The organism is Sphingomonas sp. (genome assembly GCF_030145815.1).
GTDB lineage: Bacteria > Pseudomonadota > Alphaproteobacteria > Sphingomonadales > Sphingomonadaceae > Sphingomonas.
Genome location: NZ_JAIXHL010000003.1, coordinates 183,871 through 202,340, shown reverse-complemented (window position 1 = coordinate 202,340; position 18,470 = coordinate 183,871). Strand labels below are relative to the sequence as shown.

The 18,470-nt window shown below is 66.1% G+C and carries 20 protein-coding genes and 1 pseudogene; 10 read left to right on the top strand and 11 right to left on the bottom strand.

Annotated elements, in window-relative coordinates; translation table 11 throughout:
• The first annotated feature begins 14 nt into the window (after positions 1 to 14).
• On the top strand, positions 15 to 455 hold the full coding sequence (locus tag KYX69_RS04020) for a DUF6628 family protein (RefSeq protein WP_300494017.1): 441 nt from the start codon (positions 15 to 17) through the stop codon (positions 453 to 455).
• On the opposite strand, the gene KYX69_RS04015 is transcribed toward KYX69_RS04020, so the two are convergent.
• The 3 genes from KYX69_RS04015 to KYX69_RS04005 all read right to left on the bottom strand — a co-directional run bounded on the left by KYX69_RS04015 (position 452) and on the right by KYX69_RS04005 (position 3,363).
• On the bottom strand, positions 452 to 1,204 hold the full coding sequence (locus KYX69_RS04015) for a hypothetical protein (RefSeq protein ID WP_300494014.1): 753 nt from the start codon (positions 1,202 to 1,204) through the stop codon (positions 452 to 454). The genes KYX69_RS04020 and KYX69_RS04015 overlap by 4 nt on opposite strands.
• Positions 1,201 to 2,862, bottom strand: a complete 1,662-nt coding sequence (locus KYX69_RS04010; protein ID WP_300494011.1) for an MFS transporter — start codon at positions 2,860 to 2,862, stop codon at positions 1,201 to 1,203. Before KYX69_RS04010 ends, KYX69_RS04015 begins: the two co-directional genes overlap by 4 nt.
• A gap of 66 nt (positions 2,863 to 2,928) precedes the next feature.
• The gene (locus KYX69_RS04005) at positions 2,929 to 3,363 is read right to left on the bottom strand and encodes a response regulator (protein WP_300494010.1); all 435 of its coding nucleotides are present in this window, start codon (positions 3,361 to 3,363) and stop codon (positions 2,929 to 2,931) included.
• A gap of 96 nt (positions 3,364 to 3,459) precedes the next feature.
• Here KYX69_RS04005 and KYX69_RS23170 point away from each other — a divergent pair.
• The 4 genes and pseudogenes from KYX69_RS23170 to KYX69_RS23165 form a co-directional block, all read left to right on the top strand.
• Positions 3,460 to 4,215 (top strand): annotated as a pseudogene (locus KYX69_RS23170) (pseudouridine synthase); the annotation flags it as partial.
• Between the two features lie 563 nt (positions 4,216 to 4,778).
• Complete coding sequence (gene rsmD, locus KYX69_RS03995; protein WP_300494007.1) at positions 4,779 to 5,318, top strand: 16S rRNA (guanine(966)-N(2))-methyltransferase RsmD; 540 nt, start codon at positions 4,779 to 4,781, stop codon at positions 5,316 to 5,318.
• 17 nt (positions 5,319 to 5,335) lie between these two features.
• Positions 5,336 to 5,530 (top strand): stability determinant, encoded by a 195-nt coding sequence (locus KYX69_RS03990; protein ID WP_300494004.1) that lies wholly within the window; start codon positions 5,336 to 5,338, stop codon positions 5,528 to 5,530.
• Positions 5,505 to 5,780 (top strand): type II toxin-antitoxin system RelE/ParE family toxin, encoded by a 276-nt coding sequence (locus KYX69_RS23165; RefSeq protein ID WP_367280178.1) that lies wholly within the window; start codon positions 5,505 to 5,507, stop codon positions 5,778 to 5,780. The genes KYX69_RS03990 and KYX69_RS23165 overlap by 26 nt, the downstream gene beginning before the upstream one ends.
• Here KYX69_RS23165 and KYX69_RS03985 read toward each other — a convergent pair.
• Genes KYX69_RS03985 through KYX69_RS03975 form a run of 3 tightly spaced genes read right to left on the bottom strand, consistent with a single transcriptional unit; the run spans position 5,771 to position 8,479 of the window.
• The gene (locus KYX69_RS03985; RefSeq protein WP_300494002.1) at positions 5,771 to 7,039 is read right to left on the bottom strand and encodes an MFS transporter; all 1,269 of its coding nucleotides are present in this window, start codon (positions 7,037 to 7,039) and stop codon (positions 5,771 to 5,773) included. The genes KYX69_RS23165 and KYX69_RS03985 overlap by 10 nt on opposite strands.
• A 36-nt stretch (positions 7,040 to 7,075) precedes the next feature.
• Positions 7,076 to 7,291 carry a hypothetical protein gene (locus KYX69_RS03980; protein ID WP_300493999.1) on the bottom strand — a complete coding sequence of 72 codons (216 nt, stop codon included), beginning with the start codon at positions 7,289 to 7,291 and terminating at the stop codon, positions 7,076 to 7,078.
• A gap of 60 nt (positions 7,292 to 7,351) precedes the next feature.
• Positions 7,352 to 8,479 carry a hypothetical protein gene (locus tag KYX69_RS03975; RefSeq protein ID WP_300493996.1) on the bottom strand — a complete coding sequence of 376 codons (1,128 nt, stop codon included), beginning with the start codon at positions 8,477 to 8,479 and terminating at the stop codon, positions 7,352 to 7,354.
• A gap of 106 nt (positions 8,480 to 8,585) precedes the next feature.
• Here KYX69_RS03975 and KYX69_RS03970 point away from each other — a divergent pair, with 106 nt between their 5' ends.
• A complete protein-coding gene (locus KYX69_RS03970; protein WP_300493993.1) occupies positions 8,586 to 10,958 on the top strand; it encodes an ATP-dependent helicase in 2,373 nt (790 codons plus the stop codon).
• Positions 10,959 to 11,018: 60 nt separating this feature from the next.
• Here KYX69_RS03970 and KYX69_RS03965 read toward each other — a convergent pair whose 3' ends face one another.
• Together KYX69_RS03965 and KYX69_RS03960 are read right to left on the bottom strand one after the other, a co-directional pair.
• Positions 11,019 to 11,327: a type II toxin-antitoxin system RelE/ParE family toxin gene (locus tag KYX69_RS03965; protein WP_300493990.1), complete on the bottom strand. Its 309-nt coding sequence runs from the start codon at positions 11,325 to 11,327 to the stop codon at positions 11,019 to 11,021.
• On the bottom strand, positions 11,324 to 11,599 hold the full coding sequence (locus KYX69_RS03960) for a ribbon-helix-helix protein, CopG family (protein ID WP_300493988.1): 276 nt from the start codon (positions 11,597 to 11,599) through the stop codon (positions 11,324 to 11,326). Before KYX69_RS03960 ends, KYX69_RS03965 begins: the two co-directional genes overlap by 4 nt.
• A gap of 240 nt (positions 11,600 to 11,839) precedes the next feature.
• Between KYX69_RS03960 and KYX69_RS03955 the strand changes: the two genes are divergently transcribed.
• Together KYX69_RS03955 and KYX69_RS03950 are read left to right on the top strand one after the other, a co-directional pair.
• A complete protein-coding gene (locus KYX69_RS03955) occupies positions 11,840 to 12,154 on the top strand; it encodes a hypothetical protein (protein WP_300493985.1) in 315 nt (104 codons plus the stop codon).
• Entirely contained in the window at positions 12,154 to 12,729 is a 576-nt protein-coding gene (locus KYX69_RS03950; protein WP_367280177.1) for a DUF6680 family protein, read from the top strand. The genes KYX69_RS03955 and KYX69_RS03950 overlap by 1 nt, the downstream gene beginning before the upstream one ends.
• A gap of 476 nt (positions 12,730 to 13,205) precedes the next feature.
• On the opposite strand, the gene KYX69_RS03945 is transcribed toward KYX69_RS03950, so the two are convergent.
• Positions 13,206 to 13,643 (bottom strand): hypothetical protein, encoded by a 438-nt coding sequence (locus tag KYX69_RS03945; RefSeq protein ID WP_300493982.1) that lies wholly within the window; start codon positions 13,641 to 13,643, stop codon positions 13,206 to 13,208.
• 3 nt (positions 13,644 to 13,646) lie between these two features.
• Positions 13,647 to 14,393: a triose-phosphate isomerase gene (gene tpiA / locus KYX69_RS03940; protein ID WP_300493979.1), complete on the bottom strand. Its 747-nt coding sequence runs from the start codon at positions 14,391 to 14,393 to the stop codon at positions 13,647 to 13,649.
• A 152-nt stretch (positions 14,394 to 14,545) separates the two neighbouring features.
• On the opposite strand from tpiA, the gene KYX69_RS03935 reads away from it, so the two are divergent.
• Together KYX69_RS03935 and trpE are read left to right on the top strand one after the other, a co-directional pair.
• Positions 14,546 to 16,492 (top strand): peptidylprolyl isomerase, encoded by a 1,947-nt coding sequence (locus KYX69_RS03935; protein WP_300493976.1) that lies wholly within the window; start codon positions 14,546 to 14,548, stop codon positions 16,490 to 16,492.
• Between the two features lie 5 nt (positions 16,493 to 16,497).
• A complete protein-coding gene (trpE, locus tag KYX69_RS03930) occupies positions 16,498 to 18,012 on the top strand; it encodes an anthranilate synthase component I (protein ID WP_300493975.1) in 1,515 nt (504 codons plus the stop codon).
• On the opposite strand, the gene KYX69_RS03925 is transcribed toward trpE, so the two are convergent.
• Complete coding sequence (locus KYX69_RS03925) at positions 18,013 to 18,438, bottom strand: hypothetical protein (RefSeq protein ID WP_300493973.1); 426 nt, start codon at positions 18,436 to 18,438, stop codon at positions 18,013 to 18,015.
• Positions 18,439 to 18,470: the final 32 nt, after the last annotated feature.

The window sequence follows — 18,470 nt, the reverse complement described above, 5'->3', positions numbered from 1 at the left end:
CAAGGAGTCGCCCGTTGCGCCAATCCCCCGCCCGCGCCGAAACCCTCGGCGCCCTCCTGCCCCGGCTCCAGCCCGAGGATCCCGCCGCCCGCCTGCTGCTGTTCGGCATCCGTCAGCTTGGCGCGCACGGCCTGTGCGACGCGGCCGCCGCCCACGCCTTCGTCACCGCCTTCGGCAAGGGCTTCCGCCGCCCGCTCCTGCTGCTCCGCACATTGATGGCCGAAATGTCGACGGCCAGCGCCGGCCCGATCCAGATCGCCCCGTGGTGCTGCGCCCGCATGACCGCATCCGAAGCCGCGCTGCTCGAAGTCATCGCCAGCGTCGAACGCGACAGCGAACGCGCCCGCCTGCTCCTGTCTGACCTGCTCGGCATCCGCCGCGTCGATGGCGTGCTGGCAACGGCACACGCGCTCGCCAACGCCTTCGCCGACGCCGGGATGCCGGTGGAGGCTTAGCTGTCCCGCGCGCGCAGTTGCGCAAGCGTATCAGCGGCCCAGCGATACATCTCCGCCTCCGCCGCGCGCTGCTGCCGGTCGAGCCGCCGCGCCCGCGCCTCGACCTCTTCCAGCTGCGTGCGCGCCTTGTTCTCCCATCCCTGCGCCAGCAGCAGCGCGGCATAGCGGCACCGCGCCTCTTCGCCGGGCAGGCGGGTCACGATGTCAGCATATAGGTCCAGCGCCTCCTGCGCGCGGCCAAGATGCTCCAGCATGCGCGCGCGCAGCAGCGACAACCGGTCCCGCTCGGACTGGCCAGACGGGGGATCGAGCGCGTCGATCAGCGCCAGCGCCTCGGCGGCATGTCCCTGCTCAAACACCGCCCGCGCGATCTTGCGCTCGATCGCGGCATCACCCGGAACCCCGCTGCGCGCATCGCGATAGGCGGCCTCCGCCTCGCTCCACCGCCCGAGCTCGGCACAGGCATCGCCCAGCCGGACCTTGTTCGCCACCGTGTCGGCCAGGTCGAGCGCATCGCGCGCCGCGCGCAACTCGCGCTCCGGGTCGAGCGCCGCCACCGCCTTCGCCCGCGCGGTGCGCACATGCCGGTTGCTCACCAGTCCCGGCAGAATCTCGACGATGATATAAGCGATGCTGCCCACCACCGGCAGGAAGATCAGCGCCGCGAGCCACAAGGTATTGCGGCCCGTCTTGACGAGATGCACGACCAGCGCGACCTGAATGCCGATCACGGCGAGATAGGCGATCATGCCCGGACCTTCTCCGCCCGTGCATCGCCCTCGCCCTCGGTCCCGGCATTGCCGATCGACCGGTCAACCAACCCGGATGCCATCATCCACCAGAACAACAGCACCCCGGGCAGCGCCAGCACGGTCGTGAACAGATAATAGTTCACATATCCCATGCCCTCGATCATCTGCCCGGCACCGGTACCCGACAGCAGCCGCCCGATAATACTGGCAGCCGCCGAGAGCAGTGCGAACTGCGTCGCAGTGAAGCTGAGATTGCACAGTGCCGAGAGGTAGGCGACGACGCACACCCCACCCACGCCGCTCGCGAAATTCTCGAACCCCATCGCTAGCGCCATTCCGATGTTGCTCTTCCCGCTCGCCGCCAGCCATGCAAAGCTGGCGTTGGAAATCATCATCAGGAACAGGCTGAGCAGTACCGACCTCTTCATACCTAGTTTCGCAAACAGCACCCCGCCAACGAAAATACCAGCCAGCAGCGCGACGAACCCGATGAGCACGTCGTAAAACGCGATCTCAGTATTGGTGTAACCGAGATCGTTGAACAGCAGCCGCAGCGTCAAATTGGCGAGCGTATCGCCAAGCTTGTGCACCAGGACGAACAACAGAATGACCAGCCCGCCTTCGCGGCGGAAGAATTCGACCAGCGGCCCCATCTTGTCTTCGCCGGTGAGCGCAGATGCTTTGGGTTTAAGCGCGGCGATGCCCAGCAAAACCGCTACGCCTACGACACACAATACGACAGCCAGCGGGTCGCTCCACCCCCGCCACAGTCCCGCAGCGACGCCTAGCACCGGGATCAGCCCGATCCAGGACAAGGCGCTGGGCTTGCCGGCATCACGTGCCCGCCGGGCGGTCAGGTCGAACAACGGGAAAAGATAGCCGACCAACACCATGTTGGAGAGGATGTTGACCCCCAGCGCCTGATCTACCCACCGCGCGACGAGGTAGAGCGGGACAAAGGCGAGGATGAAGGCGAGATAGGCGCGCTGCGCCATCCGCTCGGGCCATTCGCGGCTCACCTTGCGCTCCGGCTCACCCACGATCAGTCCGGCGAGGATCGCGGGCAGCGCAAAGATCGCGCAGGCGGCATAGGCGACACCCCATCCCGCCCCGTCCGCGACATACAGCGCCAGCCCGCCCGCTCCGGCCGACCCGATCCGCCAGCCATATTGCGACATGCCCGACCCGATACCCAACTGGCGCGGTTCGAGCAGTTCGATGCGATAGGCGTCGATCACGATGTCGAACGTCGCTCCGGCAAGACCAACCATGATCGCCGCCGCCACGACCCAGCCGAGCGATGCGGTCGGATCGAGGCTGCCCAGAAACACCACTGCGGCCGCGACCAGCGCCCCGGTGACGATCAGCCAGCTGCGCCGCATCCCGATTGCGCCCAGCACTGGGATCCGGAACTTGTCCACCACCGGCGCCCACGCCCATTTGAGGTTGTAGGCAAGGAAGGTCAGCGCGAACGCGGTCACCGCCGACTTGGTGATCCCGTCCTGCGCCAGCCGCGTGGTCAACGTCGCGCCGATCATCGCAAAGGGGAAGCCGGACGAGATGCCGAGCGCCAGCGCGGCGAGCGGTGCCTTTTCGAAATAGGGCCGGATGCCGTCGATCAACGATCCACTGGCCGGCGTCACCGCGTCATTCATGCAATCCCCCAAACTCTGGCCGCGAACCCTAGCGGGAAAAACGCGGCTGCAAAGCCCGGGGACGGATTATTGCGCGACGGACTGGAACAGGCGCAAGCCCGACGGAATGCGTTTGGGCGCGCGTCCTTCGGCCAGCGCCTCGCAAATGTCGATCGCCGCAACCAGATCGCGCTGTTTATATGGCTTGGTCAGGCATCCCAGGCCGATCGGCTCGAACTCCGCCGGATCGCGACCAGTGACGATCAGTACGGGGATGTTTTCCGCGCATGCCGCGTGCGCCACGTCGGCACCGTTGCCATCGCGCAGCCCCAGATCGACCAGCACGATATCGGGCTTCTCAACCGCGATGATATGCCCGATCGCCTCGCCCACAGAATCGGTCGTGGCGACGACGGTAAACCCTTCTTCGGACAGGAAATGTTCGGTGTCGAACGCAACCAGCGGCTCGTCCTCGACGATCAGCACCCGAACGATTTGCCGTTTCTTCCTGCCGAATACCATGACCCACCCGAACGTTACGCCCTGACAACGCGTTAAGCGCCTGTAGGTTCGTCGCCGCACAAGATTTTTGCGCGAAACCCAAACCCGCTGTATCGCGCGCCAATGTCCCCTTCATCCACCAATCAACCTGAACGGCAACCTGCCAAGGCCGGCGAACGCATCGCAAAGTTGCTCGCCCGTGCCGGAATCGCGTCGCGGCGCGAAATCGAACGCATGATCGCCGAGGGTCGCGTCGCGATCGACGGTCAGGTCCTGACCACGCCCGCGACCGTGCTGACCTCGCTCCACGGCGTCACCGTCGACGGCAACCCGGTCGCCGCGCCCGCGCCGGCACGTCTGTTCCGCTTTCACAAGCCCGCCGGGCTGCTCACCACCGAACGCGATCCCGCCGGTCGCCCGACCATTTATGACCGGCTACCCAAGGGTCTGCCGCGCCTGATGCCGGTCGGCCGCCTCGACCTCTCGACCGAGGGGCTGTTGCTGATGACCACCGATGGCGAGCTCAAGCGCCAGCTCGAACTCCCCGCCACCGGGGTCGAGCGCAGCTACCGCGCCCGCGCTTATGGCCAGGTCACGCAGGAGCAGCTGGAGGACCTCATGCTCGGCGTCGAGATCGAAGGCGTCCGCTACGGCTCGATCAACGCCAATCTCGAACGCCGTACTGGCGCGAATGTGTGGATCGAACTGACCCTGACCGAGGGCAAGAACCGCGAAGTCCGCCGCGTCCTCGAACATCTCGGCCTCAAGGTCAGCCGTTTGATCCGCACCCGCTACGGCCCGTTCGAACTCGGCGACATGCCCGTCGGCGCGGTCGATGAAATCCGCCAGCATGACCTGGTCGTCTTCCGCAAGGCGCTGACCGGCCCGGGCGGCGGCAAGGCGGCGTCGAACCTGCAATTGTCGGGCAAGTCCAAGGCGGTCGATGCGCCGCCGGAAGAGGCCCCCGCCGACGCCACCGCCGCGCGCGCCGAACGCCGCAAGGCTGGCGCACAGATCAGCGAGCCGGAAGCCTATAAGCCCGCGCGTCCCAAGGCCGAAAAGAAAGGCCCCGAGAAGTTCGGCGTCGCCCAACGTCGTCGCCACCAGGCCAAGACGCAACGCCAAGCCAACCCCGCCGCGTTCGGCGAGGGCCAGACGGAGCGGCAACGTCGGCCGCGGCCCGATACCGCTGATGGCGCCGTTCGACCACCACGGACCCCGCAACGAAAGGGCAAGCCCTTCACCAAACCCTCCGCCACGCGCCACGCCCAGCATGACGATGACGGCAGCCCGCTGCTCGACCGGCCCAAGCGCGCCTTCCGTCCCGACGACCGCCGCCCCGGCGCCCCGTCCGGCAAGCGCCCGCCAGCGGGCAGGGGCGGCCCGACCAAGCCTCCGCGCGGCACGCCCGCGCCCAGCAAGCGAGGGCCGCGCAAATGAGGATCATCGCAGGAACCTGGCGCGGCCGCCCGCTGATCGCGCCCAAGGGCGACGCCACCCGCCCCACCGCCGACCGCACGCGTGAAGCTTTGTTCTCAATGCTTACCAGCCGCGTCGGCAGTTTCGAGGGGCTGGCGGTCGCCGACCTGTTCGCCGGCTCCGGTGCGCTCGGCCTGGAAGCGCTGTCGCGCGGCGCCGCCTCATGCCTGTTCGTCGAACAGGACCGCGCCGCGCTCGACGCCCTGCGTGCAAACGCCGACAAGCTCGGCATCCGCCCCGACATCCGCGCAGGATCGGTCCTGTCGCTCGGGGTGGCGACCAAGCCGCTCGACCTGATCATGATGGACCCGCCTTACGGCACCGGCGCGGGCGCGGTTGCGCTCGACAAGCTTGCCCGGCTCGGCTGGACCAGCCCCGCGACCTGGATCAGCATCGAAACCGCCAAGGGCGAAAAGGTCGAGGTCGACGGCTTCGTCACCGATACGGAGCGGGTTCACGGCAAGGCGATGCTGACGATCTTGCGGCAAGCGCCCTGACGGCGCATACTCGCGATATGGGAAAGCTCGACCCGATCTACTCGGAATTCGAAACCGAGGAAGAGGCGCAAGCCTACGACACCTGGTTCCGCGCACAGGTGGAAGCCGCGCTCGCGTCGAACAAACCGCGCATCCCGCACGAGGAAGTAAAGGCACGGATCCGGGAAATTCTTGACGGGAAACGGCGTGTTGAGTCTTCGCTGGGAAGCTGACGCGCTTCTCCAGTATGAGGTCCTGATTCAGTTCGTTCGGGATCGAAACGAACGGGCGGCAGAAGCGCTCGCACTCCGAATCGACGACGGCGTTGAACGGGTCTGCCTATTTCCTCAATCAGGCCGCCCGGGGAAGGTCGAGGGAACGCGCGAGTTAATCGTCCATCCCAACGACATCGTCGTGTACCGAACGACCGACACGGCGGTCGAAATACTGCGCCTGTTACATGCCCGCCAACGCTACCCCTGACCCGCGCGCGGGCGCAGCGCCAGTAGCGCCACCAGGCTCAGCACCGCCGCCGCGCTCAGATACCAGCCGACCGGTGCCAGCCCCCCGTCCATCGCCAGCTTTTGCGCGATCACCGGGGTCAGCCCGCCGCCGATCACGCCCGCAATGTTGAACGCCATCGACACACCGGTATAGCGCACCCGCGCCGGAAACAGGTCGGTCAGCCACGCGCTCAGCGGCCCATAGACAAAGCCCATCGCGAACAGCAGCAGCGCCAGGAACGCGAACACCCCGCTCAGCCCTGCACCCATCAGCGGCGCGATCACAAACCCGCTCCCCGCCACCATCACGCACCCGGCCGCCAACACCCGGCGCGGGTCCCAGCGCGCATCCGCCGCCCATGCCGCCAGATAAATCCCCGCCGCCATGAACAGGATCGCGACCAGCTGAACGCTCAGAAACGCAGGCTTGTCATAGCCCAGCGCCTTCGTCCCCCAGCCGAGCAGAAACGCCGTGGCGATATAATAGGTCGCGAAACAGCATACCGCGCCCAGCGTCCCGTCGACCAGCACCCCGCCGTGCCGCGACATGACCTCACCCAGCGGCACCTTGGGCGGCGGAGCTTCGGCCAGGCACGCCTTGAACTCCGGCGTCTCGCCCAGCTTCAGCCGCACCCACAGCCCGACCAGCACCAGTGCCGCCGACAGCGCGAACGGAATGCGCCAGCCCCATGCCGCGAATTCCTCTGGCGTCATCCAGCTCAGCAGCAGCAGGAACAGCCCATTCGCCGCGATGAACCCGGCCGGCGCACCCATCTGCGGCGCGCTGCCGAACCGCGCCCGCCATCCCGGCGGCGCATTCTCGACCGCCAGCAATGCCGCCCCGCCCCATTCGCCACCCAGCCCAAAACCCTGCCCGAACCGCAGCACGCACAGCGCAAATGGCGCGATCCACCCCGCCATTTCATAGGTCGGCAGGAACGCCACCAAGGTCGTCGACAGGCCCATGGTCAGCAGCGACGCGACCAATGTCGCCTTGCGCCCGATCCGGTCGCCATAATGGCCGAACACCGCAGCCCCCAGCGGTCGCGCGAAAAAGGCCACGCCCAGTGTGGCAAAGCTCAGCATCTGCTGAACCCCGGCGTCACTCGTGGGAAAGAAAATCTGCCCGAACACCAGGGCCGCAGCGGTCGCGTAGATATAGAAATCGTAGAACTCGATCCCCGTCCCGACAAAGCTCGCCCACAAGGCGCGCCGCCGCCGCGTCCGCTCAGCGTCCATCCGTGTGCTCCCCGCTACCGACGCCCCCCGGCGCCGTTATTTCTTCGTTTCATAACAGGTCGTGCGCGTCACCTGCACCACCTTGCCGTCCTTGTCCTTGATCTCGTTGCGCCCCTCGACGCACGGCTTCTGTTCGGGCTGCTGGTCCTGGAATCCGCCCGTCCGCCACCCGACATACAGCGCCACCAGCGCCAGCGCCGCGATCAGCACCAGCCTGCGTTTGTCGAACCTGCGCTTCAATTTATCCAGCATGCGCCCTCCCTGCCTCAAGGAAAGGCGCTGTGCAACGCGTGACGTGCGGGACGCTCCGGCTTAGAGATAATCCTCCAGCACCAACGACACCTGCCGCGCCGCCCCGCCCTGCCCGACAGTCAGCGGCAGCACCGTTCCCACCGGCCCGGAAGTCTGCCTGATCAGTTCTTCAAAGCGCATCCCCGACAACCGGTCGCCCGCCTTGATCCCCGCCTTCTCCGCGGGGCTGCCCGCGCCGACCACGCCCGCGACCATACCGCTGCCTGCGCGATCGACCCACAGCCCGGCCCGATTATACCGCGCCGGCTGCTGCACCTGCCGATTGCGCTTCAGGAACAGCGCGCCGTCGCGATTGCTCGTCGCGATGTTGAACAGGCGCAGGATCGGCAGCCCGATGATTCCGGCGTCGAAAATGTCCCAGTCGGGATCGTCACGCATCTGGATCACCGCGCCCTCGACCGTCGCGCCCGCCAGCTCCAGCCGGTCGACCCGTACCATCCGCGTCTTGCCCTGCGGCGCAGCCGGGCTCCAGCGCGGCGCATTCCACAGCCCCGCCGCCTCGGCGGTTTTGCGATAGATGCGCATCACGCTCGGCATCCCGGTATCCAGCCCAAAGCGAAAGCTCCGCCCGTTCAACGCCGCATCGGCGAACAGGAACTTCCGGTCCGCCGTCGCCCCCTTTTGCGCGATCCCCTTTTCGAACCGCGTCGCACCGGGGAGCGCGGGCAGCCCGGCGCCATGCGCGCGCCACACGCCCGCGTCGAAATCCACCTCGCCATCGGCCAGCGTCAGCACCCATGCCGGCAGCGACCCGATCGCCCCATCGCCCAGGTCGCGGTCCACCCCGCCCAGCTCCAGCGTCTCCAGCCGCAGCCGCCCGCCCAGCATCACATTCTTCGCCTGAAAAATGGGATAGTCGGTCCGCCCCCAGGCAAGATTGAGCCGCCGACTGCCGATCCGATTAAGGTTCAGCGTCTCGGCAATGCCGTTGTTGATCAGCCCCATCTGCCCGCCAGTATCGAGCGCCAGCAGAAAGGCGCGCCCGCCGCCGAACATGGCTTCGACCAGAACGCGGTCGTCGGTCAGCCGGATCGGCACCGTGACCGGCGTGGCTGTCTGGGCCCGCGCCGCGCCGCCCAGCATCGCCGCTGCCGCCCCGAACATCAGCGGCCGTCGTGCGATGTTCATTGCCGATCTCCTTGAAGCTACTGGATAAACTGTCCCGCAGCTTGATGACGATAGCAAGACAGCAATCGCGCTTGCCCCGACTCGCCGCGTTCCCTACCTGTTCGCAATGTCCGTACCTCAGCCTTCGCCCGACGATCCCCCCTATCTGCGCGGCCTCAATGCGCCACAGCGCGAAGCCGTGCTCACGCTCGACGGCCCCGTCCTCGTCCTCGCTGGCGCCGGCACCGGCAAGACCGCCGCGCTCACCGCCCGCCTCGCGCATCTGCTGTGGACCTGCCGCGCCTATCCGTCGGAGATCCTCAGCGTCACCTTCACCAACAAGGCCGCGCGCGAGATGCGGGAGCGCGTCCGCGGCCTGGTCGGCGACGCGATTGAGGGGATGCCGTGGCTCGGCACCTTCCACGCGATCGGCGCCAAGATGCTGCGCCGCCATGCCGAGCTGGTCGGGCTTCAGAGTAACTTCACCATCCTCGACACCGACGACCAGCTGCGCCTGCTCAAGCAGCTGATTGTCGCCAACGACCTCGACGAAAAACGCTGGCCCGCGCGCCAGCTCGGCGGGTTGATCGACGGGTGGAAGAACAAAGGCCTGACCCCCGACATGCTCGATGCCGGCGAGGCCGAGCATTTCGCCAACGGTCGCGGCCAGGCGCTCTACCAGCAATATCAGGACCGGCTGCGCGCGCTCAACGCGTGCGACTTCGGCGACCTGCTGCTGCACATGCTCACCATCCTGCGCACCCACCGCGACGTGCTGGCGCAGTATCAGCAGCGCTTCCGCTACATCATGGTGGATGAGTATCAGGACACCAACAGCGTCCAGTATCTCTGGCTCCGCCTGCTGGCGCAGGAGCGCAAGAACATCTGCTGCGTCGGCGACGACGATCAGTCGATCTACAGCTGGCGCGGTGCGCAGGTCGAAAACATCCTGAAGTTCGAAAAGGACTTTCCCGGCGCGAAGGTCATCCGCCTCGAACAGAATTACCGCTCCACCCCGCACATCCTCGCCGCCGCCGGCGCCGTCATCGCCAACAACAGCGGCCGCCTCGGCAAGGAATTGTGGACCGAGATCGACGTGGGCGAAAAGGTCCGCGTCATCGGCGTGTGGGACGGCCCGGAGGAAGCCCGCCGCGTCGGCGAAGACATCGAGAGCGCGCGCATCCGCACCGGAAAATCGCTCGACGATTTCGCCATCCTGGTCCGCGCCCAGCACCAGACGCGCGAGTTCGAAGACCGCTTCATCGCCATCGGCCTGCCGTACCGCATCGTCGGCGGCTTCCGCTTCTACGAACGCGCCGAAATCCGCGACGCGCTCGCCTATCTCCGCCTGGTGCAACAGCCCGCCGACGACCTCGCCTTCGAACGCATCGTCAACGTCCCCAAGCGCGGCCTGGGCGACAAGGCGATCGCCAAGATCCACATGCTCGCACGCAGCGAGGGCATCCCCCTGCTCACCGCCGCCGCGCGCATTCTCGACACCGACGAGCTGACGCCGCAAGCCCGCCGCGCGCTCGGCAGCTTCGTCGGCGACGTCGCCCGGTGGAGCCAGATGCTATCCTCCCCGGAACGGGGAGGGGGACCATCGCAAAGCGATGGTGGAGGGGGCGCGCGGCAAGCAACCACGTTCGAGTCCGGGCGGATCGGGTCCCTCCCCCACACCGAACTCGCCCAGATCATCCTCGACGAAAGCGGCTACACCGCGATGTGGCAGGCGGACCGCACCGCCGAAGCCGCCGGCCGCCTCGAAAACCTCTCCGAACTCGTCCGCGCGATGGAGGAGTATGAAACGCTCGGCGCGTTCCTCGAACACGTCTCGCTCGTCATGGATAACGAGAATAACGCCGACGAGCCCAAGGTCACGATCATGACCATCCACGCGGCCAAGGGGCTGGAATTCGACACCGTCTTCCTCGCCGGGTGGGAAGAAGGCCTGTTCCCCAGCCAGCGCTCGCTCGACGAAGGCGGCCTCGCCAGCCTCGAGGAGGAACGCCGCCTCGCCTATGTCGCGATCACCCGCGCGCGCCGCCAGGCGACGATCCTCCACGCCGCCAACCGCCGCATCTACGGCCAATGGACCAGCAGCATCCCCAGCCGCTTCGTCGGCGAACTGCCCAAGGAACATATCGACGAGGAAAGCACCCTCTCCGGCGGCGCCTCACTCTGGCGTGCCAACTGGAGCGAACACACCGACCCCTTCGCCCATGTCGGCCGCGGCACCGGCCGCGGCCCCGGCTGGCAACGCGCCGCCGCCCCCAGCTCAACCTTCACCACCGCCCCCAAGCGCGTGGCGGAGAACCGCGGCAGCGCGGTGAGTCTGGGCAACAAGGGCCGCGACGACCTTTCGCTCGGCATGCGCGTCTTCCACCAGAAGTTCGGTTACGGCGAAATCGTCGAGATCGAAGGCAACAAGCTGGAAATCGAATTCGAGACCGCCGGGCGGAAGCGGGTGATGGATAGCTTCGTCAGCAACGACGCCTAGAAAAGCCCCTCCTCTTCAGAAGAGGGGTTGGGGTGGAGGACACTCGGCAGAGCCAACCGCCTAATCCCCCCGCAACATTCCCGCCAAATCCTGCCCGGCATAGGCGATGGTCAGGATCACCACATCATCACCCGACACCACATAACCAATCGTCGCGCGCCGCCGAAACGGAATGGTCCGCAATCCGAGCCGAAGATCGTCACGCGGCGTCCCGCGATGTGCGAACTCCGCCAGCGTCAGGCACCGCTCGATCAGATCGCTTGTGAGGTCATCGGCGACCTCCGCCGAAGCCTCCTGCGTCACATAGGTCCGCAACGCATCCAACTGCCGCCAAACACGCGGCGCGAACACAATGCGGTATGGCTTCATCCGTGCGCGCGCCGCGCGTCCGCAAGCTTCCGCCGCACCTCATCGACCGTCATCACCGCAGCGGGATCAGCCTTCCACGCATCATAAGCGGCGGTCAGTTCGTCCTGTTCCCACGCCACCCGCACCGGATCGTCGTCCCGCGTCGCCAGCGCGCGAAGGCCCTCCTCCACGACCTCACTCACACTCGCATACTCCCCCGCTCTGACCCGCGCCTCAACGGCATCGGCCAGATCTTCGGGCAGTTCGATATCAAGGCGACGGGTGGATTCCATCGGATGACCTCTGGCGCTATGATGGGAGGATATGATGGAAATTGGGGCGGTTCAAGCGAGGAGCTTCCAAAGAGAAGCCTATTGCGCTTTTGCTCAGATCGAAGGAAAAAAGCGCCAGGTTACCTATGAGAATTTCATAGGATTCGAGTTTTTTACAGTTCTCAGAACACGAGTAATTTCTGGCCTTTCAAGCGGGACGATCAAATGTCGAGCGAATGGGATGGGATATACGCCGCATATATGACTGGCTCGGAAGGCCAAGGATTTGCTCTATTCACTTTTATCGGTGGTCGAATTGTAGGTTCGGACCCGATGGGAGTTTTGTTTGATGGGCGTTACGACGAAGATGGCGAGGGCACCATCTCAGGCAGCATCACCGTCACCGTTCCCGCAAACGGCACGGTGATTCAAGGTGTCTCTACTGGCAGTTCCGAGATGACCTACGCCACTCCAATAACGCTGGCGAAGGCTGATTTGGAGGCGGCGTTTTTCCCAGTCGAAACACCGCTAGGAGCGGTTAACGTGCGTCTGCAGAAACTGAGGAATTTGAACTGATGCCTACTGGTTGGTTCGAACCCGCAGTCGTCGCCGCCTTCTTGAGCGCAATCGCAGCGGTCGCTGCCGCAGTTGCTACTTGGCGTGGACCAATCGCAGCCGCGAGAATGGCGGAAGAACTTCGCAGGCAAAATCAAGATGAACATGAATCAAGAAGCTTGCGGCGATCGGTGTTTGTATCCATCATGCAGAATCGCAGGGAGATTTGGCACGAAGACGCCGTGAAAGCATTTAATTTGATCGATGTTGCTTTCGCAAACAGCATACCCGTGCGAGAGGCGTGGGCAGAGTTACTTCTAGGGTTAAATGCATCCCCTTACGTTGACCATATTATCGACGAGCGCTTACGCAAATTGTTACGGGAGATGGCGTCTGACCTCGGGCTATCTTCCAGCTTGCGTCAGGATGATTTCGGAAGGGTCTATCTTCCTAATGCTCTGTTGGAAGAACGGAGCGTACGCGATCTAGAGCGAAAAGCGGCCTTGAAGCGCCTGACCGGCGAAACTTCACCAGCTTCAAACTCAAGCGAGTTACCGGATACCGTTCAAGCCAAGTTCCCACCAAAGCCAACGTAGCAATCTGTCAGCTACGCCCAACTTTGAATGGATTCGAACTTTGAGGCTCGACGACAAGGCTCCGCGTTAGAACAAACCAAAAACAACCCCTTTCCTACAAGCCCCATCCCAGCACATAAGCTGGTGGATGAACGACTCACCCACCCCGCCCGCCCCATCCTCCACCGGCTTGTCCGACGAGGATGAAGCCATCCTCACCTTCACGCCCGCCCCCACCTGTGGCCGCGCCGATGGCTGGGCTGCGCGCCGACAAACGGACTTCATCCACGCCCTCGCCGTCATGGGCACTGTCACCCGCGCCTGCAAAGCCGTGGGGATGAGCCGCCAGACCGCCTACAAATTGTGCGAGCGGCCCGAGGCAGCGGACTTCGCCCGGGCATGGGATGCGGCGTTGATGATGGGCCACGACCGCATGTCCAGCATGGCGATGAACCGCGCACCCACCGCCAGCTCGAAACCACCGCGACAGTGTAAAGCTAGTGTAAACTTCCGCGCTCGACCCGCACCGCGCCAACCGCCCACAGCGCCCATGCGATCAACAACGGCTGCGCCAGCAAGCGCGGCACATGATACCACGCCGACAGCCCGCCGCCGCTCCCGCCCAGCCACGCCAGGTCGATCATCGCGTGCTTCACATTGGCCGGCCACACGCACAGCGCATAGAGCGCCAGCGCCCAGCCCGCGGTCAGCCGCCATTTGCGGGTCATCAGTGCCGCAACACAGATCAGCTCGGCCGCGCCGGTGGTCAGCACCACCTCGCGCGCGTCCCACGGCACCCATGAAGGCACGATCCGCACCATCGCGTCGGTGTACAGGAAATGCGCCAGGCCGGCCGCTGCATAAAAGATCGCCAGCGCCCACCGCCCGATCCGCCGCGCCCGCGTCTCCGGCACATCGGGGCGCGCCTCGTCCATCGCCTACAGCTTCGCGGCGGCTTCGATGATCGGCACGAACTTCTCGGCGGTCAGGCTCGCCCCGCCGACCAGCGCGCCGTCGACATTGTCGACCGCCAGGATGGTCGCGGCATTCGCGCCCGTGACCGACCCGCCATACAGGATCCGAATCCCCTCGGCCTTCTCCGCCCCGACCATCATGCCCAGCTTGGCGCGGGCGATGGCGTGGATCAGCTCGATTTCCTCCAGCGTCGGGGTGCGCCCGGTGCCGATCGCCCAGCGCGGCTCATAGGCCAACGTGAACCAGCTGCCGTCCGCATCCTCGGGCACCGACTTCTCGATCTGCGCCTGCACCACCCGCTCGGCGCGGCCGGCATTGCGCTCCGCCTCGGTCTCGCCGACGCACAGGATGACGTTCAGGCCATGGCGATGCGCCGCCGCCGCCTTGGCCCAGGCGTCGTGGCTGGTCTCATTCTGGTCGGCCCGGCGTTCGCTATGCCCGACGATGGTCAGCGTGGCGCCCGCGTCCTTCAGCATCGGGGCCGAGATGCACCCGGTATGCGCGCCGCTGTCATTCTCATGGCAATCCTGCCCGCCGATCGGCATCCCGCCCGCGACCGCCACCGCCGGAGCGATCAGCGTCGCCGGGGGGCACAGCGCGACATCGACGCCGGGATGGTCCGCCGCCGCCTTGGCGATCGCCGCCACCTCGCCCAGCGAATCGGTGACGCCGTTCATCTTCCAATTGCCCGCCACCAGCTTGCGCCGCATCCCGCTTCCCCTTTGTCCACTATTGGACAAGCCGATAGGCCGCGCGACCAAACCGCACAAGCGCCTTGCCCGCCCGCGTTACCGTTGTCGCTTGATGCCCGTGCCCCCGCCCCCTAAAGCGGGCCCAATTCTTCCCATTTCAGCGGGTATCCATGCTCACCAATTTCCGCCGCATCATCTTCTCGACCCCCGGCAAGATCGTTGCCCTGCTGCTGCTGGTGGCACTGGGCGTCGGCTTTGCGATGATGGACGTGCAGAATCTGGGCGTCGGCGGTCCCTCGGCGAACGGCGCGCTGGTCCAGGTCGGCGACAAGAAGCTGACCCAGCAGGAAATGCAGGACCGGTTGAACAACGCGCTGGAGCGCGTCCGTCAGCAACAGCCGATGCTCGACATGGCACAGTTTGTCCGCACCGGCGGGTTCGATCAGGTGCTGAACCAGGTGATCGACGGCATGGCGCTGGAGGAATATGCCGCCGAGCACGGCATGGTCGTCTCCCCCGCCGCGATCGACGGACAGATCGCGTCGATCCCGGCGTTCCAGGGCTTCGACGGCAAGTTCAGCCAGCAGCGCTTCGACCAGTTCCTGTCCGAACAGCGGATCACCGCGGAGCAGGTGCGCAGCGACATCCGCCGCGAAACCTTGGTCCAGTGGTTGATGGCGCCGATCGCCAACCCGGGCCCGGTCCCGGCGGAACTCGCGCTGCCTTATGCTTCGCTGATGCTGGAACGGCGCAAGGGCTCGGTCGGCTATGTGCCGATCGGCGCAATTGCTCCCGGCAACCCGCCGACCGAGGCGGAGCTTCAGGCCTATTACAAGAAGAATGTCGGTCGTTACACGCTGCCCGAGCGCCGCGTGGTCCGTTACGCCGTGGTGACGCCCACCCAGTTCGAGGCCGGCGCCAAGGCGACCGAGGCGGAGATCGCCGCCGAGTATAAGAAGAACGCGGCGCAATATGCCGCCACCACCCGCCGCAATCTGGCGCAGATCATCGTCGCCGATGAAAACGCGGCGAAGGCGATTGCGGCGAAGGTCAAGGCCGGCACGTCGATGGCCGATGCTGCAAAGGCCGCCGGTCTGCAGGCCTCGACCGTGCCCAACGCCGAGAAGGAAGCCTTTGCCCGCGCGAGCAGCCCCGCAATCGCCAACGCTGCCTTTGCCGGAGCACAGGGCACGGTAGTCGGCCCGCTGCGCTCGCAACTCGGCTGGCACATCGTCAAGGTCGAGGGGATCGAACAGGTCGCCGGCAAGTCGCTCGATCAGGTCCGCGGCGAACTCGCCGAAACCATCGCCAAGACCAAGCTCGCCACGGCGCTGGCCGATGTGCGCGCCAAGATCGACAGCGAGATCGCCGGCAACGCAACCTTCGACGAACTGGTCGCCGGATCGAAGCTGAAGGCCGAAACCAGCGCCCCGCTCTTCCCCGATGGTCGCGCCACGACCGGCGGTGAAACGGCGCCGGACCCCACGCTCGCCCAGATCGCCCAAGCCGGTTTTTCGATGGAGCCGACCGACGATCCGCAGCTGGTCGCACTGGGCAGCGAAGGCGCCTTTGCGCTGGTCAAGACCGACCGCGTCGTCGCCGCCGCCCCGCGCCCCCTCGCCGAAATCCGCCCGACGGTCGCCGACGACCTCGTCCGCAGCCGTCAACTCGACGGCGCGCGCAAGGCCGCCAATGCGATCGTCGCCAAACTGAGCAAGGGCATGCCAATCGCCCAGGCGATGAAGGAAAGCGGCCTCACCCTGCCCGCGATTCAGCCGCTTGATGCCTCGCGCGGTCAGCTTGCCCAGATGGGCGACCAGTTGCCCCCGCCGGTGCGCCTGATGTTCAGCATGGCCGAGAAGAAGGCCAAGGCGATCCCCGCGCCGGAGCGCGGCGGCTACTGGATCGTCCAGCTCGACGACATCGAAGAGGGCAATGCCAAGGGTAACGCCGCGCTGATCGGCCAGACCCGCGGCCAGCTGGGCCAGCTGATCGGCAACGAATATGTCGAACAGTTCGCCGCCGCCGCGCGCAAGGCGGTAAAGGTCAAGCGCAACGAAGCCGCCATCGCCGCGCTGAAGGCGCAGTTGAGCGGTCAGGCGACGGGCGGCAATTGATCGCGATGCGCGGGGGGATTGAGGGGCTCGACACCGCCCGCGCGGAGCTCGCCGCCGGGCGTCCGGCGCTGATCTGGCGGCGCCAGCTGGCCGACACCGACACCCCGGTCGCCGCCGCGCTCAAGCTGATCGAGCCGGGCCGCGGCGACTTTCTGCTGGAATCGGTGGAGGGCGGCACGGTGCGCGGCCGCCACAGCATGATCGGCCTCGCCCCCGATCTCGTCTTCCGTGCCCAGGGACAAGCGGCGGAGGTCAATTCGAACTGGCTGACCGACCGCGACGCGTTCGTCCCGGCGGATGCACCGACGCTCGACGCGTTCCGGGCGCTTGTCCAGTCGTGCCGCATCGACGTTCCGGCCGAATTGCCCCGGGCGCTGGCCTGCCTGGTCGGCTATTTCGGCTATGAGACGATCGGTCTCGTCGAAACCCTGCCCCGCGCCGCCAACGACGCGCTCGAATTGCCCGACATGATCTTCGTGCGTCCGACCGTCATTCTGATCTTTGACCGGCTGGCGGACTCGCTGTTCCTCGTATCACCGATCTGGCCCGACGCAGCGCGCGATCCCCAGCAGCAGATCGACACCGCTGCCGATCGGATCGAGGCAACCGCCGCCCGCCTCGCCGCCGCCCCGCTCCCGCCTCGCTTCACGGCGGATCCGGCGGACGTGGTGCCGCAACCGGTCGTGCCGGCCAGCGACTATGCCGCCATGGTCGACCGGGCGCGGGACTACATCACCGCCGGCGACATCTTCCAGGTCGTTCTCGCCCAGCGCTTCACCGCGCCCTTCACGCTGCCGCCGATCGAGCTGTATCGCGCGCTGCGCCGGGTGAACCCCTCGCCCTTCCTCTATTTCCTCGACCTGCCCGGCTTTGCGCTGACCGGATCGAGCCCCGAAATCCTCGTCCGCGTCCGCGACGACGAAGTGACGATCCGCCCAATCGCCGGTACCCGCCCGCGTGGCAAGGATGCCGCGGAAGATGTGGCGAACCGCGACAGCCTGCTCGCCGATGCGAAGGAGCGCGCCGAGCATCTCATGCTGCTCGACCTTGGCCGCAACGATGTTGGCCGGGTGGCAGAGGCGGGGTCGGTAAAGGTTACCGACAGCTACACCGTCGAATTCTACAGCCATGTCATGCACATCGTGTCGAACGTGGTGGGCAGATTGCGCCCCGATGCCGATGCGCTCGACGCGCTGTTTGCCGGCTTCCCCGCCGGCACCGTCAGCGGCGCGCCAAAGGTGCGCGCGTGCGAGATCATCGCCGAACTCGAACGCGACCAGCGCGGTCCCTATGCCGGCGGCGTCGGCTATTTCTCCCCCGACGGGTCGATGGACAGCTGCATCGTCCTGCGCACCGCGATCGTGAAAGACGGCACGATGCACGTCACCGCTGGCGCCGGCATCGTTGCCGACAGCGACCCTGCCTATGAGCAGCGCGAATGCGAGGCGAAGGCGGGCGCGCTGTTCGCCGCCGCGCGCGAAGCCGTGAGCCGAGCGGCGGAGCCCGGTTTTGGCCAATAACTAGTCGTCGAGTTCGGCACCGCGCGGCATTGCCGCTTCCTCGTCCTTCTTCGCCTTCATCTCCGCCTTCCACTGCTGCAGCATCCGGATCGTGCAGCCGCTCTGGCCATAACTGCCGATCGGGCTGCAGCTGCCCGGCAGGGTAACGCGATTGACCTCATCGACCAGTTCGGCGCGGCGCACCCAGCTCGTGCCCTCGGGCCCCGGCTCGGTCTTGCGCAGCGCTTTTGGAATGCGGAACGGGGAGTCGCCGGGGCGGGCACAGATCACCACTTCGTCCGCGCTCTCCGGCTTGGGGCAGGATTCCTCGCCGTAAAGCAGCACGCTGCGCACGCGTTGAGGCGGCGCACTGCTATCGGCGCCGCCCTGTTCCTGCGCCATCACGGGGGAGCTGGCCAGCGACGCGATGAGGACGAGACGGATCATACTGGCCTCCTAAGACGATAATCGTGCTATCG

Excerpts from the sequence above, each read along its gene's own strand:
- KYX69_RS04015 (WP_300494014.1), bottom strand. The coding sequence starts at position 1,204 with ATGATCGCCTATCTCGCCGTGATCGGCATTCAGGTCGCGCTGGTCGTG.
- KYX69_RS04010 (WP_300494011.1), bottom strand. The coding sequence starts at position 2,862 with ATGAATGACGCGGTGACGCCGGCCAGTGGATCGTTGATCGACGGCATC.
- KYX69_RS04005 (WP_300494010.1), bottom strand. The coding sequence starts at position 3,363 with ATGGTATTCGGCAGGAAGAAACGGCAAATCGTTCGGGTGCTGATCGTC.
- rsmD (WP_300494007.1), top strand. The coding sequence starts at position 4,779 with ATGAGGATCATCGCAGGAACCTGGCGCGGCCGCCCGCTGATCGCGCCC.
- KYX69_RS03990 (WP_300494004.1), top strand. The coding sequence starts at position 5,336 with ATGGGAAAGCTCGACCCGATCTACTCGGAATTCGAAACCGAGGAAGAG.
- KYX69_RS03985 (WP_300494002.1), bottom strand. The coding sequence starts at position 7,039 with ATGGACGCTGAGCGGACGCGGCGGCGGCGCGCCTTGTGGGCGAGCTTT.
- KYX69_RS03980 (WP_300493999.1), bottom strand. The coding sequence starts at position 7,291 with ATGCTGGATAAATTGAAGCGCAGGTTCGACAAACGCAGGCTGGTGCTG.
- KYX69_RS03975 (WP_300493996.1), bottom strand. The coding sequence starts at position 8,479 with ATGAACATCGCACGACGGCCGCTGATGTTCGGGGCGGCAGCGGCGATG.
- KYX69_RS03970 (WP_300493993.1), top strand. The coding sequence starts at position 8,586 with ATGTCCGTACCTCAGCCTTCGCCCGACGATCCCCCCTATCTGCGCGGC.
- KYX69_RS03965 (WP_300493990.1), bottom strand. The coding sequence starts at position 11,327 with ATGAAGCCATACCGCATTGTGTTCGCGCCGCGTGTTTGGCGGCAGTTG.
- KYX69_RS03960 (WP_300493988.1), bottom strand. The coding sequence starts at position 11,599 with ATGGAATCCACCCGTCGCCTTGATATCGAACTGCCCGAAGATCTGGCC.
- KYX69_RS03955 (WP_300493985.1), top strand. The coding sequence starts at position 11,840 with ATGACTGGCTCGGAAGGCCAAGGATTTGCTCTATTCACTTTTATCGGT.
- KYX69_RS03950 (WP_367280177.1), top strand. The coding sequence starts at position 12,154 with ATGCCTACTGGTTGGTTCGAACCCGCAGTCGTCGCCGCCTTCTTGAGC.
- KYX69_RS03945 (WP_300493982.1), bottom strand. The coding sequence starts at position 13,643 with ATGGACGAGGCGCGCCCCGATGTGCCGGAGACGCGGGCGCGGCGGATC.
- tpiA (WP_300493979.1), bottom strand. The coding sequence starts at position 14,393 with ATGCGGCGCAAGCTGGTGGCGGGCAATTGGAAGATGAACGGCGTCACC.
- KYX69_RS03935 (WP_300493976.1), top strand. The coding sequence starts at position 14,546 with ATGCTCACCAATTTCCGCCGCATCATCTTCTCGACCCCCGGCAAGATC.
- trpE (WP_300493975.1), top strand. The coding sequence starts at position 16,498 with ATGCGCGGGGGGATTGAGGGGCTCGACACCGCCCGCGCGGAGCTCGCC.
- KYX69_RS03925 (WP_300493973.1), bottom strand. The coding sequence starts at position 18,438 with ATGATCCGTCTCGTCCTCATCGCGTCGCTGGCCAGCTCCCCCGTGATG.